Annotated in this window: 16 protein-coding genes and 1 riboswitch; of the genes, 9 read left to right on the plus strand and 7 right to left on the minus strand. The window is 38.6% G+C overall.

Annotated elements, in window-relative coordinates:
* Window positions 1-34 precede the first annotated feature (34 nt).
* Both ACHUFV_RS15465 and ACHUFV_RS15470 read right to left on the minus strand, forming a co-directional pair.
* The gene (locus tag ACHUFV_RS15465; RefSeq protein WP_394235647.1) at window positions 35-1141 is read right to left on the minus strand and encodes a tetraprenyl-beta-curcumene synthase family protein; all 1107 of its coding nucleotides are present in this window, start codon (window positions 1139-1141) and stop codon (window positions 35-37) included.
* A gap of 16 nt (window positions 1142-1157) precedes the next feature.
* A complete protein-coding gene (locus ACHUFV_RS15470) occupies window positions 1158-1961 on the minus strand; it encodes an alpha/beta hydrolase (protein ID WP_394235648.1) in 804 nt (267 codons plus the stop codon).
* Between the two features lie 309 nt (window positions 1962-2270).
* On the opposite strand from ACHUFV_RS15470, the gene ACHUFV_RS15475 reads away from it, so the two are divergent.
* Together ACHUFV_RS15475 and ACHUFV_RS15480 are read left to right on the plus strand one after the other, a co-directional pair.
* Window positions 2271-2801 carry a gamma carbonic anhydrase gene (locus tag ACHUFV_RS15475; protein ID WP_394235650.1) on the plus strand — a complete coding sequence of 177 codons (531 nt, stop codon included), beginning with the start codon at window positions 2271-2273 and terminating at the stop codon, window positions 2799-2801.
* Window positions 2802-2893: 92 nt separating this feature from the next.
* Complete coding sequence (locus tag ACHUFV_RS15480; protein ID WP_394235651.1) at window positions 2894-3766, plus strand: C39 family peptidase; 873 nt, start codon at window positions 2894-2896, stop codon at window positions 3764-3766.
* Here the strand turns inward: ACHUFV_RS15480 and asnB are convergent.
* The gene (asnB, locus tag ACHUFV_RS15485; protein ID WP_394235653.1) at window positions 3763-5664 is read right to left on the minus strand and encodes an asparagine synthase (glutamine-hydrolyzing); all 1902 of its coding nucleotides are present in this window, start codon (window positions 5662-5664) and stop codon (window positions 3763-3765) included. The two genes, ACHUFV_RS15480 and asnB, sit on opposite strands and share 4 nt — an antisense overlap.
* A 385-nt stretch (window positions 5665-6049) precedes the next feature.
* A complete protein-coding gene (gene metK, locus ACHUFV_RS15490; RefSeq protein WP_394235655.1) occupies window positions 6050-7315 on the minus strand; it encodes a methionine adenosyltransferase in 1266 nt (421 codons plus the stop codon).
* Between the two features lie 162 nt (window positions 7316-7477).
* Window positions 7478-7693, minus strand: a riboswitch (SAM riboswitch).
* Between the two features lie 259 nt (window positions 7694-7952).
* Here metK and pckA point away from each other — a divergent pair.
* A complete protein-coding gene (gene pckA / locus ACHUFV_RS15495) occupies window positions 7953-9539 on the plus strand; it encodes a phosphoenolpyruvate carboxykinase (ATP) (RefSeq protein WP_394235657.1) in 1587 nt (528 codons plus the stop codon).
* A gap of 38 nt (window positions 9540-9577) precedes the next feature.
* Here pckA and ACHUFV_RS15500 read toward each other — a convergent pair whose 3' ends face one another.
* From ACHUFV_RS15500 to map, 3 genes are all read right to left on the minus strand, one after another.
* Window positions 9578-9820 carry a DUF2584 domain-containing protein gene (locus ACHUFV_RS15500; protein WP_394235659.1) on the minus strand — a complete coding sequence of 81 codons (243 nt, stop codon included), beginning with the start codon at window positions 9818-9820 and terminating at the stop codon, window positions 9578-9580.
* Window positions 9821-9886: 66 nt separating this feature from the next.
* Complete coding sequence (locus ACHUFV_RS15505) at window positions 9887-10666, minus strand: alpha/beta hydrolase family protein (protein WP_394235661.1); 780 nt, start codon at window positions 10664-10666, stop codon at window positions 9887-9889.
* A 134-nt stretch (window positions 10667-10800) separates the two neighbouring features.
* Window positions 10801-11544, minus strand: coding sequence for a type I methionyl aminopeptidase (gene map, locus ACHUFV_RS15510; RefSeq protein WP_394235663.1), 744 nt, complete (start codon window positions 11542-11544; stop codon window positions 10801-10803).
* A 304-nt stretch (window positions 11545-11848) separates the two neighbouring features.
* Between map and ilvD the strand changes: the two genes are divergently transcribed.
* The 6 genes from ilvD to ACHUFV_RS15540 all read left to right on the plus strand — a co-directional run bounded on the left by ilvD (window position 11849) and on the right by ACHUFV_RS15540 (window position 18815).
* Entirely contained in the window at window positions 11849-13486 is a 1638-nt protein-coding gene (gene ilvD / locus ACHUFV_RS15515; protein WP_394235665.1) for a dihydroxy-acid dehydratase, read from the plus strand.
* Window positions 13487-13655: 169 nt separating this feature from the next.
* Window positions 13656-14507, plus strand: a complete 852-nt coding sequence (locus tag ACHUFV_RS15520) for a MurR/RpiR family transcriptional regulator (RefSeq protein WP_394235667.1) — start codon at window positions 13656-13658, stop codon at window positions 14505-14507.
* Window positions 14508-14701: 194 nt separating this feature from the next.
* The gene (locus tag ACHUFV_RS15525) at window positions 14702-15922 is read left to right on the plus strand and encodes a CAP domain-containing protein (protein WP_394235669.1); all 1221 of its coding nucleotides are present in this window, start codon (window positions 14702-14704) and stop codon (window positions 15920-15922) included.
* A 189-nt stretch (window positions 15923-16111) separates the two neighbouring features.
* A complete protein-coding gene (locus tag ACHUFV_RS15530) occupies window positions 16112-17128 on the plus strand; it encodes an ABC transporter substrate-binding protein (protein WP_394235671.1) in 1017 nt (338 codons plus the stop codon).
* 123 nt (window positions 17129-17251) lie between these two features.
* Window positions 17252-18025 (plus strand): ABC transporter ATP-binding protein, encoded by a 774-nt coding sequence (locus ACHUFV_RS15535; RefSeq protein WP_394235673.1) that lies wholly within the window; start codon window positions 17252-17254, stop codon window positions 18023-18025.
* Window positions 18009-18815, plus strand: coding sequence for an ABC transporter permease (locus ACHUFV_RS15540; protein WP_394235674.1), 807 nt, complete (start codon window positions 18009-18011; stop codon window positions 18813-18815). The genes ACHUFV_RS15535 and ACHUFV_RS15540 overlap by 17 nt, the downstream gene beginning before the upstream one ends.
* Window positions 18816-18921 lie beyond the last annotated feature (106 nt).

Below are 18921 nucleotides of genomic sequence, written 5' to 3' on the forward strand. Positions count from 1 at the left end.
CATTTGTCTTTTTGTGGTGCCTGACACTTTTATGCTATACGTAGCGTTCTAATCTACGTTTATCATGTTTTATTCCTCTGCTGATCTTTTGCAGTGTTCGATAAATCATGGCATTGATAAAAAAGAAAAAGCTTACAGAACCTCCTGCCTTCAGGATTCCTTTTGCAAGCTTACGGACATCCCGCTGCTTCCTAACCTTTTCATCAGATAAGTAAAGTCCTAACAGACCCCGATTAATTAACCGATGAAAACGTCTGTGTGGTAGGCTGTTTGTATGGCGGTCCGCTTCCCTAATAAAATGTTTTAACCGAGTAAAAAGCTGTTCCTCATTTTCATAATAAAAACAAAAGTTCAAATCCCCTTCAAGTTTATCCTCTTCCTGATCAATTAAATAATCCAACAGAATATGCAGCCCTTGAATATAAGGAAAATAGCCCTTGCGAATATCAAGCGCATAACGATCCTGAAAATCATTACTAAAAGCATAGGCCACCAGACAAAAAACTCCTAAAGTAGACCCTGAGCAGGCAGAAAACTCATACCATTCCATTTTAGGCATATCCTCTTTATTTTCATGAAACCACCTTTTTAAACGAGGAACCCGTTCATCCGGAATGACATGCTTATGTACTTGTAAATCACAATAATATCCGCACAGTTCAAGTAGATAGTCTTTTATTTTTTCATAATGAACACATTCTGACAGCACTTGCCTGCAGGTTGCAACGAGGTCATAAAGGTAGTTTCCATCATCCTGTTCAGGACGATAACGATAATAGCTGCCTTGTGACTTTTCTAATGAGAGAGCATCTCCCATTGCTTCATGCAGAGCTCTAAAATCAGCAGGATCCAATGATGTGCTTCGATCACAAAGATTATCCAAGTAATCGCTTATGGTTTGATAAGCAACAATAAAACGAATGACTTCAGCATATTGCTCATTAGCCATAAGTGCCATAATCGCACCACCCTCACAATGAAACGTTTTATGATTAATACTTGCTAATGCTTGTTTTCGAAGTTCGGGGTCTGGAATGTTGTGCGCCCGCTCTTTCCAATAAGAAAGCTCCTGATTCACACAAGGGAAAACCTTCCGATAGGATTGGGACATTAGACTTAACGGCATACTTGGAACTGACATCATTTATACCCCTCGCTTATACAATATATCCGATTGATTTAAGCTGACTGTTGAAGAAATCCTTTGCATATTCGAAAACTTCCTCTCGTTCCGGTTCATTAAAAATTTCATGATAACAGCCTGCCCATTCCTTATATCTTTTCTCCGATAATGGCACCATGTTAAACCAGCTTCTTACTGTATTTTTATTTACAATCTTATCATCGCCGCCCTGCATAAGAAAAAGGGGAACATCCTGGATTTGATTAATCTTATCAAAGGCCTCCTTAATTCCATCAATTAATTCGCGATACCATCTGATAGATACCTTCGTAATATAGAGTGTATCATTCATATCCGCTTCCCTAACATCATCGTTTCGAGTGGCCATATCAATGGTCAAGCCTGTATTTAGCCTTAATTGTGGTGCAATAATGTTTAAAATGTATGATAGTAAATTTAATAATTTTGATGGCGGTTTGACTAATCCTAAGCATGGAGATGATAAAACAACACCTGCCAAATTCAACCGTTCCTCCTGCAGTAACCGTACGGATATTAGTCCGCCTAAACTATGTCCAATGAGAAAAACGGGCAAATTAAATTGGTAGGCTGCCTGTATCCAATCCTTCACTTCATAAAGATAGTCATCAAAGGAATCAATATGTCCCCTTCCAGTTCTTGTTGTCATTCCTTGCCCTGGGAGATCCCCCATAACCACATGAAATCCCGATAATCGCCACATTTCAATTAACCAGCCATAACGGCGATGATGCTCCATAGCCCCATGGACAATCACCACTACCGCTTTTGCTTCTCCTTCCGCTTCCCATTTCCACATTGTACCTTCCTCCTGAAAATCAACTAACTTATTTTATCTTTAGGCTTGTAAGAGAACGATGCTGGTAAACAAGCCTCTTTTTACTATTGATTACGCAAAATCCTTTATGTATCTGTTCCGCGAAATCCAAACGTTAATACTACTATTATGACCCAAATACAAATCCTTTGACAAATCTCTTCACTTATCAGATACAATTAGTAGAATAGATATGACTTGGTTAACTATTTTCAACATGATTTTCCATACCTAAATCAATAACAGGTATCGCCGAGTCAAATATAATATGGTATTAAAGGAGAGTAAAAGATGATCTATCCTTACAAGGGAAAAAGCCCCAAAATTTCTGAATCAGCTTTTATTGCAGATTACGTTACGATTACCGGTGATGTTGAAATTGGTGATGAATCAAACATCTGGTTTAACACTTCCATTCGCGGAGATGTGGCACCAACGATAATTGGAAAAAGAGTCAGCGTCCAGGATAACTCCGTTTTGCACCAAAGCCCTAATAACCCATTAATTATTGAAGATGGTGTGACAGTCGGACATCAAGTGATTTTGCACAGCTGTATCCTAAAGGAAAACGCGTTAATCGGGATGGGTTCAATCATTCTTGATCAAGCTGAAATTGGTGAAGGTGCCTTTATTGGTGCCGGCAGTCTCGTTCCACAAGGAAAGAAGATTCCGCCGAATACACTTGCTTTTGGCAGACCGGTAAAAGTTATTCGTGAATTAAATGATGAAGATAAAGCAGATATGGAACGAATCCGGAGAGAATATGTTGAAAAAGGCATCTATTATAAATCTTTGCAAAATAAAACAAATCAACAGTCATAGTATATTCTGTATTTCCAATATTAACCGCATTAATATTTGCCGAAATTAAACTATACTAGTATTATCAACCAAAAATACATCAGGTGGTACTCATGATACTATTATACTTTGTTATTGTCGTGTTATTTTTATTGCTCATTTCTCTCATTGCTAAATTAGTCAATCGCAAACGGTTGTTTACGTCCTTTATCATGCTCTTTGTGATTGTATTGGTCTTAGCAGCAGGATTTATCCTCGATTCAACCAAAACGAGAAATGTAGCAAATGCCGTCGAGCAGATTAAGTACTGGTTTCAATCTCCCATTGTCAAAACAAACACTTTTTTACAGGATAATTTTGATCTATCCATTATTAAAATAAAAGACAGTATACTTATCGATGCTCCCATCGTTAATCAGCTTCCTGAGCTTCCGCGCGGCTGTGAGGTTACAAGTCTTACGATGCTCCTACAGTTTGCAGGCGTCGAAGTAGATAAAATGACGCTTGCCGAAAAGATCATTAAGGAGCCTTCAACCTATCGTAAGGAAAATGATGTGATCTATTTCGGGCATCCTAATGACGGCTTTGTCGGGGATATGTATTCCTTTCATAACCCTGGTCTCGGAGTCTACCATAAACCAATTAAAGAGCTGGCAGACCAGTACTTACCGGGAAGAATGATCGATTTAACCGGTGGAGATTTTCAAGAATTGAAGATTCATCTATCCGATAACCGTCCAGTATGGGTCATAACGAATACAGCCTATAGCAGGCTTCCTGAAAGCAAGTTTCAAACATGGCAGACACCAAACGGACCTGTCAAGATTACCTATAAAGAGCATTCGGTTTTGTTAACCGGCTATGATTCGCAGTATATTTATTTCAATGATCCTTTGACAGGTGTAAAAAATAAAAAAGCACCCATAAAGGAATTCGAAGATTCCTGGGTGCAAATGGGCAGTCAAGCAATAACGTATCTAAACTAGCCTCTGACTGCTTGGCTTAATGGCTGTGAAGCCTCTTGATCGAATGAATATTTCTTCTCCACATAGATTTGATGCCAAACCATGAACATAAGTACAGTCCATATTTTACGGCTGTTGTCCGCTTTTCCTTGGCAATGATCCTCCAAGAGGTTCAATATATAAGTCTTATTGAGTAAATGATCCGTGTCACTTTCACGGATTATTTTTTTTGCCCAATCATTCATTTCATCCTTTAGCCAGTGACGAATTGGAACTGGGAAGCCTAACTTCTTACGATTCAAGACATGGTCCGGAACAATCCCTTCGGCTGCTTTACGAAGGACATATTTCGTCGTGCCGTCTGCGGTTTTTAAGCTTGTTGGGATTTGAGAAGCAACACGGAACACTTCTTTATCTAAAAATGGTACTCGAAGCTCTAATGAGTGCGCCATTGTTACACGATCAGCCTTTAGTAGAATGTCGCCACGCATCCACGTATGGATATCAATATACTGCATCTGATCTACTGGATCATAGCCATGGCTTTCCCTGTATAGTGGCTTCGTAATATCCGTATAATGCAGATTAGGATTAAAAACGTTCAACAGCTGTTGCTTTTCCGTTTCCGTGAACATTTTGGCATTCCCGATATAGCGTTCCTCCATTGGTGTCACACCGCGTTCAATAAAGCTTTTTCCCTTCATACCCTCAGGCATAAGTCTGGCAATCCATTTTAAAAACACCTTGCCGAATTGCGGCATTTTATTGAACATCTTTAATGATTCCGGTTCCCGATAAATATTGTAGCCGCCAAATAGTTCATCGGCACCCTCACCTGACAGTACTACCGTTACATGCTTACGTGCTTCACGCGCAACAAAGTAAAGTGGCACACAGGCAGGGTCTGCAAGGGGATCATCCATATGCCACATGATTTTTGGTACTTCATTCATATACTCTTCAGGAGAAATAATATAGCTGATATTTTCTACACCCAGCTTATCTGCTGTTTCTTTCGCTACATCAATTTCACTAAAGCCATTGTGGTCAAAACCGACTGAGAAGGTTTTAATCGCTGGATGAAACTCTTTCGCGATGGATGCAATAATGGAAGAATCAATGCCGCCAGATAAGAATGAGCCTACAGGCACATCACTTCTCATGTGCATTTTCACAGAATCAAATAATACATCTTTAATTTCTTTTATGAAATCACTTTCTGATTTTTGAACAGGATGGAAATTAGCCTTCCAATAGCGTTTAATCTCCATTGCTGAACCGATTTTCTTTGTAAAATAATGACCTGGTTCAAGTTTATGAATGCCTTCTGATAGCGTCTCAGGCTCTGGAACAAATTGATACGTTAAATAATGCTGCAATGATTCATAGTTTAGTACATCATTTTTCATGGCTAGCAAAATGCTCTTTTTCTCAGAGGCAAAAAATGTTCTTTCGGCATCTTCACGATAGAAGAATGGTTTAATGCCAAAAGGATCTCTACCGCCATAAAGAGTCTGTTCCTGTTTATCCCAAATGACAAAAGCAAACATGCCGCGTAAACGCTCAATGGCTTTTTCCTTTACATGACTGTATAGTGCAATGATAACCTCTGTGTCAGAGCTTGTTTCAAATGTAAGGCCTTCTTTGATAAGCTCTTCACGTAATTCAACATAGTTATAAACCTCACCATTAAAAATGATCCAATAGCGCTCATTTTCATATGTCAAGGGCTGGTGTCCACTCTCAATGTCAATGATACTTAAACGGCGAAAACCAAATTGAATATGGTTATCCATATAATATCCATCATCATCAGGTCCACGATGGGTAATAAGATTATTCATTTGTTTGAATAGTTGTTTTTCGGTGTCTTGAAAATTTTGTGCCTTTTCATGTACACAACCAATAAAGCCACACATTATGTACGTCACTCCATTCTTTATTTAAAAGCTCTGTTAAACACTTTTGTTGATTTCCGTTACAGGCACTTCGCGCACCTTAGGGCGACCGCAGGAGTCTTCGTGCCTTCCACTCCAATCAACAAAGCAAACGAAAGTCAACATTGTTCTTTAACTTAACCTATTTAAAGTACCTCAAAATAAGGTTCTGAAATTAGTCTAAAAAACATACTCTCTTATACTACCACTAATTTTTTTATAATGGCATGAAGTATTAAAAAAAACAATGGGAAAATCATGCTATTATAAGCAGTTTATACTTTTTCCATCTATTCTAAAACGTTGCGCAAATGAAAAAGCGGGAGCTGCACCATCGATGCAGTTCCCGCTTACTACCAGCTATTTTTTATAGTCGGCCTTCTAATGCCTGTTCCCTTAACAATTCTGCTTTATCTGTTCGTTCCCATGGAAGATCAACATCCACGCGGCCAAAGTGACCATATGCAGCCGTTTGTTTATAGATTGGACGGCGAAGATCAAGCATTTTAATTATGCCTGCTGGACGGAGATCAAAATTTTTATTGACAACGTCTACTAGGACATCCTCGTCCACTCTACCTGTACCAAAGGTATCAATTGAAATCGATACCGGACGTGCTACACCAATTGCATAGGCAAATTGAACCTCTACCTTTTCTGCCAACCCAGCAGCAACAATATTTTTTGCTACATAACGTGCTGCATAGGCAGCAGAGCGGTCAACTTTGGTAGGATCTTTACCAGAGAATGCACCACCGCCATGACGTGCATACCCGCCATATGTATCAACAATAATTTTACGTCCTGTTAAACCTGCATCACCTTGCGGCCCGCCAATCACAAAACGGCCTGTTGGGTTGATAAAGTATTTTGTCTGACTATCAATTAATTCATCTGGCACAACTGGAGAAATGACAAATTCCTTTATATCATGCTGAATCTGTTCAAGACCTATTTCAGGATCATGCTGAGTTGAAATAACAATCGTATCCACTCGAACAGGCTTATCATTTTCATCATATTCAATTGTTACCTGTGTTTTTCCATCTGGACGAAGATAAGCAAGAGTATTATCTTTACGTACCTCGGTTAACCTGCGGGAAAGCTTATGGGCTAATGAAATCGGTAATGGCATCAGCTCACTTGTTTCATTGCAAGCAAATCCGAACATGAGACCTTGGTCCCCTGCACCTATTGCCTCAATTTGTTCATCAGTCATGGTTCCTTCACGTGCTTCTAACGCTTGGTCAACACCCATTGCAATATCTGGAGACTGCTCATCAATTGACGTTAATACGGCACATGTTTCAGAGTCAAATCCATATTTGGCCCTTGTATAGCCAATTTCCTTTACGGTATTTCGTACAATTTTTGGAATATCTACATAAGTCGATGTAGTTATTTCACCTGAAACTAATACTAATCCGGTCGTAACTGATGTTTCAGCAGCCACACGTGCATTAGGATCCTGAGTAAGGATTTCATCTAAAATGGCGTCAGAAATTTGATCACAAATTTTATCTGGATGGCCTTCAGTAACTGACTCCGAAGTAAACAAGCGACGTTTTGACAATCTGATTTCCTCCTTATATATAATGAGATTGCTTAAAGCAGCGTTCGAGCAACCTCTCATGATACGGAACTCATTCCCTAGTAGTTTGGAAAAAACAAGGAGTATTTATCCTATCTATTTATGTTAATGACAGGGTAAATAATTCCTTCTATATCTGAAGACGCATAAAAAAAACCTTCTCAATATGTGAAAAGGTTGAAAGTAAAAGATTCGCGCCTTTCACTCTTATCGTTCAAGGATTAAGATCCTTGCCACAGTTAGCACCTTTGCTATCAAGTTTGCATACACATAAATCATTTCCACCTTTTTTATCTTAAAAATGTGAAAAGATGATCACAATTCCCTACAATAAAGCAGTAATGTACTTGTATACGTATCTTTCAATAGCAGGTTGCTGGGTTTCATAGGGTCTGTCCCTCCACCAGCTCGGGATAAGAGAGTATCCGTTCAAGTTTCCATCATATCGTACCAATAGAATAACTGTCAATAAATTATGAAAAATATTTTCCTATTAATATAGTTTCTTCCATTCTATTTATTATTCCAATCTATATATTTAATCATTCAAATTTTTAGGAAAAGACCAAAAACTTTCATAAATAGTATAGACTATTCGAATAATTGTGTTATACTAATCGTGAGATAAATCACTGTAAAAAGATATTAAATAAATTGATTAAAGGAAGGTATTCATCGGATGAATTTTGTAAGTTTGAAACAAGAAATAAACGAATTTCTTACTGGCACAAATATTCTTACTCAATTATCTGTTCCACAACTTGTAGAAAAAGTACTAACTCGAAAAGAAGGTCAATTAACTTCAACCGGTGCAGTAATAGCCACAACAGGAAAATACACAGGAAGATCACCAAAAGATAAATACATTGTTGAAGAGGATTCCGTAAAGAACAAAATTGATTGGGGTCCTGTCAACCAGCCGATTTCTAAAGAAGTATTTTCAAAGCTTTATAATAAAGTGTTAGAATTTTTGAAGGAAAAAGACGAAGTATTTGTCTTTAAAGGCTTTGCCGGCGCTGATGACAAGCATAGACTTCCGATTCAGGTTATTAATGAATACGCATGGCATAACCTGTTTGCACATCAGTTGTTTATTCGTCCGACTGAGGAAGAATTAGCAGCACATGATGCGGGATTTACAGTAATTGCTGCACCTAATTTTAAAGCTGACCCAGCCATTGACGGCACTAAATCAGAAACATTCATTATCATTTCCTTCGAGCAACGGACCGTTCTAATCGGTGGAACAGAATATGCAGGAGAAATCAAAAAATCTGTCTTCTCGATCATGAATTATCTATTGCCTGAGAACGGTATCATGCCTATGCATTGTTCTTCTAACGTTGGCAATGAAGGTGACGTTGCCCTTTTCTTTGGTTTATCCGGTACAGGAAAAACAACTCTTTCTGCAGATCCAAATCGCCGTTTAATTGGTGATGATGAACACGGTTGGTCTGGAAATGGTGTTTTTAATATTGAAGGCGGCTGCTATGCAAAATGTATCAATTTAACAAGAGAAAAAGAACCACAAATCTTTGATGCTATCCGTTTTGGTTCTGTGTTAGAAAACGTTATCATTGATCAGGACTCACGCATTGCAGACTATGATGACGGTACGCTGACTGAAAATACACGTGCTGCCTACCCACTGCAGGCAATTGACAATATCGTAGACCCAAGCGTTGCCGGTCACCCAAATACGATTATCTTCTTAACTGCAGATGCATTTGGCGTATTGCCTCCAATTTCAAAGCTATCAAAAGAGCAGGCAATGTACCACTTCTTAAGCGGTTACACTTCCAAGCTTGCAGGAACTGAACGCGGTGTTACGTCACCTGAAGCAACCTTCTCTACATGCTTTGGTTCACCATTCCTTCCGCTTCCAGCAACACGCTATGCTGAAATGCTTGGAGAAAAAATCAGCCAGCACAATGCGAATGTATTCCTTGTAAATACTGGCTGGACTGGCGGCGAATACGGTGTCGGCTCCCGAATGAAGTTAAGCTATACCCGCTCAATGGTGCAAGCAGCACTTGAAGGTGAGCTTACAAATGTAGAAACAAAAAAGGACGATATTTTCGGTTTAGAAATTCCGTTACATGTACCAGGTGTTCCGGATGATGTTCTACAGCCTAATCGTACATGGTCCAATCAATCTGAATACGAAACAAAAGCGAAAGAACTAGCTGAAAAATTCCGTGAGAACTTTAAAAAGTTCCAAAACGTTTCTTCTGATATCATTGAAAAAGGCGGCCCAATCGCATAAAGATATAAAAACAGCAACCTAACAGTTGCTGTTTTTTGTTAGTTAGTCGTGTTAAGTGAAATGAGCTGATATGTAATGGTTGTTTGGTTATTTTCCCAAACCAGTCTCTTAATAACAGCATATGCACCTGGATCGCTATCCTTCGTTTTTCTGACCTCAAGTGGGATTTCAATTGGATACAGACGATAATCATCTTTAACTAATGTAAAATCATTCTCACCAATTCTCTCTTCCCTTCCTTTTGTCACAATCATCGTATTTAATTCTAACGGCATTCCCATCTATTCCCTCTCCTTAAAAAAGATTTGATTTCAGTGAATTTGTTCTTTCTACCTGCTATATTATCATTATTCGGCTTGTCTTTTCATCCACAAGGTTAAATCGGAAACAATTTGTCTATTTACAGCTGGCGGGAAATAGTGTGTATATTGTTCAAAATACCAGCTCTCTACTTTTTTATTAAGCGCCTTTAATCTGTCTTCAAGACGATAGGCATGTTCAACCGAAACATTTGTATCCTTGCGGCCATGAATAATTAAGACCGGCGGCTCCAACTGTTCAAGTTCATAGAGTGGTGTACGGAATTGATATTGCTCGGGAACCTTTGTCGGAGTCCCCCCAATCACCCGCTTCATCATTCGGCGTAAATCCTTTCTTTCCACATAGGTAAGTGACATATCGCTAACCCCTCCCCATGTGACTACTGAGGCAGCCTCTGGGAATCGAATTCCTGTTAAAAGCGCCATAACACCGCCGCGGGAAAAACCGAAAATATGCACCTTTTTTACTCTATTATGCGATGTCAGAAGGTTGAATGCTGCAAAAGCATCCTCTCTGTCTTCACCAGCGAAATCCTCATTTCCATCCCCGCCTTGATTGCCGCGGTAAAACGGAGCAAACACGATAAATCCCTCCGAGGCAAATTGTACAATTCTTGCAGGCCGCACCTTTCCTACATTTTTTATTCCTCCCCTTAAATAAAGAAATCCATCATACATTTGATCATCTTTCGGTTCAGCCAGCAGCCCCTTTACCTTTAAACCATCAACCAAATACGTAATGATCGACAATTCAATTTCTGGATGGGGAGAAGGAAATTTTTGTTTCTTAATTATTGTATTCTTCATCCTCGACTCCTTTAGCAGCAATTGTTCCTATCATTATTTTCATGTTAGATAAAAATTGTTATTCATTTTACAAGGTTTATCCCTAAAAAAATTCCTGACGGATACTCCATCAGGAATTGAATCGGCTTTGGCTTTTAGTTTGTAATAATAACCGGACCATCCTTTGTCACAATGACAGTATGTTCAATTTGAGCTACAAAACTTTTATCCTCTGTTACATATGTCCAGCCGTCATCTAATTGATATACTTCTTCTGCTCCTGTAGAGACAAACGGTTCAAACGCAATAACCATGCCGTCACGGAGAATTTCCTTGTCCCATGCGTCATAATAATTCAAAATATGGTCAGGAGCCTCGTGTAAGGATAAGCCTACCCCATGACCTGTCAGGTTTTTAATTACCGTAAAACCATTTTGTCTAGCCGTTTGATAGACCACTTTTCCAATGGCGTTTTTTCTAGCACCGACTTTAAATTTTGTTAATCCTGCTTCAAAGGTTTTTTTCGCCGTTTCACAAAGCTTTACTAACTCTGGTTTACCATCACCAACGACAAATGATAAACCGGTATCTGCATAATAACCATTTTTTGATCCAGATACATCAATATTTACCAAATCGCCATCTTGAATAACCCTGTTTCCTGGAATTCCATGGGCAACCTCTTCCTGTACACTAATACAGGTAAAGCCTGGGAAATCATATTCACCCTTTGGTGCAGAAAGTGCTCCATATTTTTCAAACAGCTCACCGGCAAAATCATCCAGTTCTTTTGTTGTAATACCCGGCTGTGTTTTTTTTATCATTTCATCACGTATGGTTCCTACGATTTTCCCAATCTCTTTCAAACCCTTTAAATCTTCATCTGACCTGATAATCACATTTATTCCTTCTTTCTACTTAAGCAAATACAATTTAGATTCAATTCTTCTGCATCATTCAATTTTACCATAGTAATTACGATATTCTCAAACGAGTTATTTTTGAGGACATCATGATTCATTTATTTATAAAAAATATTTTTTTGTCATATTTGTGAAAGTGGTTACAAAATAATCTAATCTTATTTACAATATAAAAGTAAAGAAATATTTTTTCATAAATTTTTATTATCGAAGAAATATTTTATAGACAAAAAGTAATTAATAGTAACAACTACTATAAACTTCAGGGAGAGCTGATATTGTGACTGAAAATCGATTATCTACTATTAAACCTTATACACGTGCTATTTTAAAATCACATTTATGTTCTTGTGGTGTTGATTATAACAAAATGGATCGTCCAGTTATCGCAATTGCTAATTCATGGAATGAAATCGTCCCAGGTCATGTACATTTACGTCAACTTGCAGATCGTGTAAAAAAAGGTGTGTTAGATGCAGGCGGACTTCCATTAGAATTTAATACGATTGCTGTTTGTGATGGGATAGCACAAGGTCATGATGGTATGAAATATTCACTTCCAAGCAGGGAAGTTGTTGCAGATAGCGTGGAAACAATGGTCAATGCCCATGGAATTTTCGATGGGATGGTCGTATTAAGCTCCTGTGATAAAATTGTCCCAGGAATGCTTATGGCAACAGCAAGATTAAATCTTCCAAGCCTTGTTGTTCTTGGCGGCGTTATGCCTAATCACATTAAACCAAAAGAATCAAAAGAAGCTCGGCAAAAATTCCTTGCGGGAGAACTAGATGAAAAAGGATTGGTTGATGTTACGAAAAAATATTACCCTAGTGCAGGTGCCTGTCCATTCCTTGGAACAGCCAATACTATGCAAGGTTTGTCCGAAGCGCTTGGTATGGCACTCCCTTATTCTTCATGGATGCAGGCACTATCGGAAGAACAGTTAGATTCTGCAGAGGCTGCGGGTCGTCAAGTTGTAGAACTAGTCAAAAACAATATTAAGCCAAGTGACATTTTACGAATAGAATCTTTTAGAAATGCCATTTCTGTTCTTCTTGCAATGGGAGGCTCACTTAATGCCTGTTTACATCTTCCTGCCATTGCTCATGAAGCTGGTGTGGATTTACCGCTAGATTTATTCGATGAAATCAGTCGCAGCGTTCCATTTATTGCTGGTGTTACACCAAATAATAATGAATATACAACTAATGACCTGCAACGAGCTGGTGGAATGCCTGCTTTAATGAAAGAATTATCACATCATCTGAATCTCGATATTTTAACAGTAACCGGAAAAACGATCCGTGAAAATATTGCCGATGCAGAGGTTCTTGATCGTGAAATTATACATCCATTGGAAACACCAATTGATTTCGAAGGTGGAATTGCCGTTTTAAAAGGAAACTTAGCTAATCAGGGTGCATTAATTAAGCAATCTGCTATACCAGAAGAATTGAAAACCTTCTCCGGCCCTGCTATTGTATTCAATTCAGAGGATGAATTTTTAAACGCATTCGAAGAAGATAAAATCAAAGAAGGTCATGCTGTTGTAATTCGTTATGAAGGACCTAAAGGGGGTCCAGGAATGAAAGAATTGCATCGATGTACTGAAGTATTAGCTAAATTTAAGAAAATAGCTCTTATTACAGATGGAAGATTTTCAGGTGCTTCAGCAGGAGTTTCTATCGGATATGTTAGTCCAGAAGCTGCAGAAGCAGGAAATATCGCACTTGTAGAAGATGGTGACACAATCGAAGTAGATGTAACCAAACGTACTCTATCCTTCCATGTAAGTGAGGAGGAAATATCTTTACGTAGAGAAAAGCTTGAATTGATAAAACGTGAGGCTAGTAAGTTTTTACGACTTTATTCTTCTAGTTCATCATCCGCTTCGAGTGGAGCAATTCGCGTAATTTAAATTATTATTTAATAAATACCAAGTATCGGCAAAAAAATAAGCTTATACTTGGTATTTTTTTGTTGAATATTTTTTTATATATATTTTATTAAGGAAAAATTATTTTTGACAATTGTTGTGTTATAATATTATTACATTTTGTAAACGGATTCAGAGAGGAAAATAAAAAATGTCACAAAATTGCATAGCTAAGATACGCTCAAATTACGCAAGACTCAGCGAAAAAGAGAAAAAAATAGCTGACTATATTTTGAATGACCCAGAAAAAATTATTCATGGTACAATCAATGAGGTCGCAGAGGAATTAAATGTTGCAGATGCAACCGTGTTTCGTTTTTGTAAGCGAATTGGCTTTAAAGGGTACCAAGCCATGAAAATTGCACTTGCTTCTGAATTTATCAATTCAACTCAACAATTGGATGTAGATATGGAAATTACAGACGAAGACGACGAAAAGACAATTGCAGAAAAAGTCTTTAAATCAAATATTATAACTTTGGAGAACACATCACAAATATTAGATATGTCTTCCATCCAAAAAGCAGTGAATATAATCCTTCATGCAAATAGAGTTGAATTTTACGGAACTGGCGGTTCTGCCGTTATAGCTATGGATGCATATCATAAATTTATCCGAACCGGAATAAAAGTGTTTGCTTTTATCGATTCCCATTTTCAATTAATGTCAGCCTCGCAATTAACTGATAAAGATGTAGCAGTTGTGATATCACACTCCGGAACAAATAAGGATACCTTAAATATTTTAAAAACAGCAAAACAAAATGGGGCCAAAACAATAGCCATTACCGGTTATCCTAAATCTCCTATTTCTCAACATGCAGATGTTTCACTTTATACGAGCTCAGCTGAAACCCAATTCCGTTCAGAAGCATTATCCTCAAGGATAGCCCAACTAAGCCTTATTGATGCAATATATGTTAATTTAAGGGTATTAAATAAAGAAGCTGCCCAGCAGTCACTAAGAAAGATAAGAAATACGATTTCCGAAACCAGAATGTAATATATTTGACCTCGCTTAAGCTCCCTTAATGACACCCATTAAAGGGAGTTTTTTCATCGAGTTAAGTACTAAACCACAGATTATCCACCATGATAAAATCCCCTTCCCAAAATAGACGGTTATTCCCATCAATACTTTTTCATGAAAAAGAAAAGATAAAAGAGTAGTCCATCTATTCAAGGGAGGAAAACCAATTGAGAAAAAGAAAATTCAGTATCTTTGTAACCCCTATGCTAATTTTAGGCTTGGCTGCTTGTAATAATGACACAAATGATGCGATGGATACGCAAAATGGCAATCAAATCAACACAGCAAATAGAGGCGGTACAAATGTATCTCAGGTAAGCAACAAAAACCGCGAAATAGATGACCGTACAGCTTATGGATTTGACCACCGCGGACCGCTAACAGAAGATTACCTGGATAACGATAACAATGATAGGGCAGCAAACAATAATCGTCCTACCTACTGGACTGTTCGAAATAACAATGACAATAATAATCGTACTAACGGTCGTAATGCCACTACGGTAAACAACCGGAATAACAACAATAATAATGCAACAAATGTAAACTGGAGCAGAAATAACAATGCCAACTGGGGAACCGGAACAACAAATTGGTCAATGCGGAATGTAAATGATCGAAACAACGCTAATTGGACCGGGCAAACTAATGTGAACAATAATAACAATGCTACTAGCAATAAAACAGCACGAAATCAAAATTACAATAACACGAAAGATAACCCAAATCTTTCTAGTCTGAAAACGTCTCAATCAAGTAACCAATATCCACATACAAGAGCGGTATTAATGCAAGAGGCTAGATATCAATTTATACCTGTCAATCCAAATCTAGATAATCGATTGCAGGCATTGCTTCGACAAGGCAAAGAAATCGTTCAGGCACCGGAAGCACTAATTCAGCAGCAGCCAAATCAAGCTCCTACACAGCAGCAACAAGCACCTGCTCAACAGCAGCAGCAGGCTCCTGCTCAACAACAACAACAACAGGCTGCACCAGCCCCGGCAAATGTCAGCCAGGCTGTACAACAGGTTATTGATTTAACAAATGAACAGCGCAGGAAAAATGGACTTCCTGCTTTACAGGCAGATACCCAATTAAGCGGCGTAGCACAGAAGAAATCCGTTGACATGCAGCAAAAGGGATATTTTTCACATACAAGTCCAACCTATGGCTCTCCATTCGACATGATGAGAGACAATGGTGTTACCTATAAAACAGCTGGAGAAAACATTGCCCAGGGACAAAGAACACCGCAGGAGGTTGTTAATGCCTGGATGAACAGTGAAGGCCACCGAAAAAATATTCTAAGCCGAGACTTTACACATATTGGAGTGGGATACGAAGCAACCGGTCATCACTGGACGCAAATGTTTATTGGTAAATAATAAATAAGACCATACCTCTATCCGAAGGATCTTTCAGGCCTTTGGTTTAGAGGTATTTTTTTACGTTACAGCCTTCTATAGCAATTAGAGACAGCTGATATTTGTCTAGGCATTCACACATTTTTAAAGATTTCATACGATAATCTAGGCTTAACAATCCATATTTTTAATTAAGGGAGGTCCTCTATCATGAAAAAATGGTGGAAGGCTAGTTTTTTTCTTCTTGTTATGGCGGTTTTAATGACCAGTCTTGTTGCATGTAATACTGGAAAATCTGGTGATGCTACGAAGAAATTGGAAAAGGTTAAAATAGCTGAAGTAACCCGTTCCATTTTTTATGCCCCTCAATATGTTGCAATTGAAAAAGGATTTTTTAAGGAGGAGGGCCTTGATATTGAGTTAATGACCACGTTTGGCGGGGATAAAACGATGACGACTCTCGTATCAGGTGGTGCTGATATCGCACTTGTCGGCTCGGAGACTTCCATCTATGTAGCTGGGCAAGGATCAACAGACCCGGTCATTAACTTTGCACAACTGACTCAAACAGACGGAACCTTTCTCGTATCTCGCGAAAAAATTGAAAATTTCGATTGGAATTTATTAAATGGCAGTACCTTCCTTGGACAGCGTAAAGGGGGCATGCCGCAAATGGTTGGAGAATTTGTGTTGAAAAATCACGGGATTGATCCTCACAATGACTTGAACCTCATCCAGAACATTGATTTTGCCAATATTGCGAATGCCTTTATTTCCGGGACCGGTGATTATGTTCAATTGTTTGAACCGCAGGCAAGTATGTTTGAAAAAGAAGGCAGAGGCTATATTGTTGCTTCATTTGGAACAGAATCAGGGCATGTTCCCTATACTACCTTCATGACAAAGCAAAGTTATATCGAAGAGAATCAAGAAATTGTTGAGAAGTTCACTCGTGCGATTTATAAAGCCCAACAGTGGGTATATGAGAATAGCTCTGCAGAAACTGCCAAACTAATCCAAGCATACTTTGAGGATACGGACCTAGAAATTATTGAATCTTCCATTGAACGTTATAAAAACCAAACCTCCTTTGCGACGAATCCAATTCTTGATGAAGAGGAATGGAATAATTTACAAAACATCATGGACGAAGCGGGAGAACTGCCAAAACGAATTGACTATGAAACATTAGTTAATACGGATTTTGCTGAAAAAGTAATGAAATAATATCTTCCAGCCAAATCATTTTTGTAAGGTCTAACTCACGATCATTCGGCTCTCCGTGAGTTACCAACTCGAGAGACCCCCCTTCCCAGCATGAAAAGAGAATTTTTGTAAGGAGGGCAAATCATGAGCTTTTTAAAGGTCAAAAACATTAGTCATATCTATTTTTCTAAATCATCTACTACTACCGCCCTCTCTGACATTTCCCTTGATATCGCGGAAGGAGAATTCGTTTCCCTGCTTGGCCCAAGTGGATGTGGGAAGACCACTCTCCTTTCGATTATTGCAGGCCTCATAAGGCCGTCTGAAGGGTTAGTCACGTTAGAGGGAAAAAAGATTGGTAATAAATCCAATGATATTGGTTATATGCTTCAGCAGGATTACTTGTTTCCATGGAAAACGATAGAACAGAATATACAACTTGGTTTAAAACTAAACAACTTGCTTGATGAAGATAGAAAAAACTACACGCTTCAATTACTTGAGAAAATGGGCTTAAAAGGAGTAGAAAAACAGTACCCTAAAGAGCTTTCCGGAGGGATGAGACAACGGGCTGCGCTAGTTAGGACATTGGCGACAGAGCCTAAGGTGCTCATGCTCGATGAACCATTTTCAGCGCTTGATTTTCAGACAAAGCTTCATTTAGAGGACCATATCTTTGAAACACTGAAGTCGTTTAATAAAACAGCCATTCTTGTCACACATGATATTAGCGAAGCTATTGCCATGAGCGACCGGATTTTTCTATTATCCGCTAGGCCTGGCCAGCTCCATAAAACATTTATCGTTCCCGATGCGCTGAGGAAGCTCGTTCCCTTTCATGCAAGGAATCATGAGCTGTTTCAAGGCCTATTCCAAACCATTTGGAAGGAGTTGGAATCCCTTGAAGTCATCAGCTGAGATTCAACAACTTCACCGGAAATTTTTAGACTCTTTGAAAAGAGAAAAAAGATGGGTTCGTTTTTATCAGCTCATTATTTTTCTGGCCTTTTTCGGCTCCTGGGAGCTGGCCAGTCAGTTACGATGGATTGACCCGCTGATTTTCAGTTCTCCTTCAAAAGTAGGCCTGCTGCTGATTGAGAATGTCCAGGATGGTTCTTTATTCATGCATTTAAGTGTAACCCTCGGCGAAACCATCTTTGGTTTTCTGCTTGGAACCCTGCTTGGCACCCTGTTAGCTGCTTTATTATGGTGGTCACCTATCCTTTCAAAAATCCTTGATCCATACTTGGTTATATTAAACGCTATGCCCAAAATTGCTCTAGGACCCATTTTAATCGTTGCACTCGGCCCCAATTTCACATCCATCATGGCCATGGGTGCCTTGATTTCCGTTATTATTACAGCCATTGTCGTTTATACAGCATTTCGTGAGGTCGATCCGAACTATTTAAAGGTCTTATACACGTTTGGAGCAACAAGAGCACAATCGTTCAAGGAAGCGGTTCTTCCAGCCTCGTTCCCAACCATTATTTCTACCTTAAAGGTTAACGTAGGTCTTTCCTGGGTAGGCGTTATCGTTGGTGAGTTTTTAGTGTCCTCCAAAGGTCTTGGTTACATGATTATCTACGGCTTCCAGGTATTTAATTTTACCCTTGTCTTCCTCTCGCTCTTCATCATTGCCATATTTGCAACCATCATGTATCAGCTCGTAGAACTGCTGGAGAAAAAATTAATCAAAAACAACTAATGGTGTCAGCGTACTATGTCAAGTAAGATTTTTAGATTTTTGTGCATAGGTAACACAACTTACGTAGTTTTTTTACAAAAATTACCATAAGCAACTGACAGAAAAC

Source organism: Niallia oryzisoli (assembly GCF_043641075.1).
Lineage (GTDB): Bacteria > Bacillota > Bacilli > Bacillales > Cytobacillaceae > Bacillus_BD > Bacillus_BD oryzisoli_A.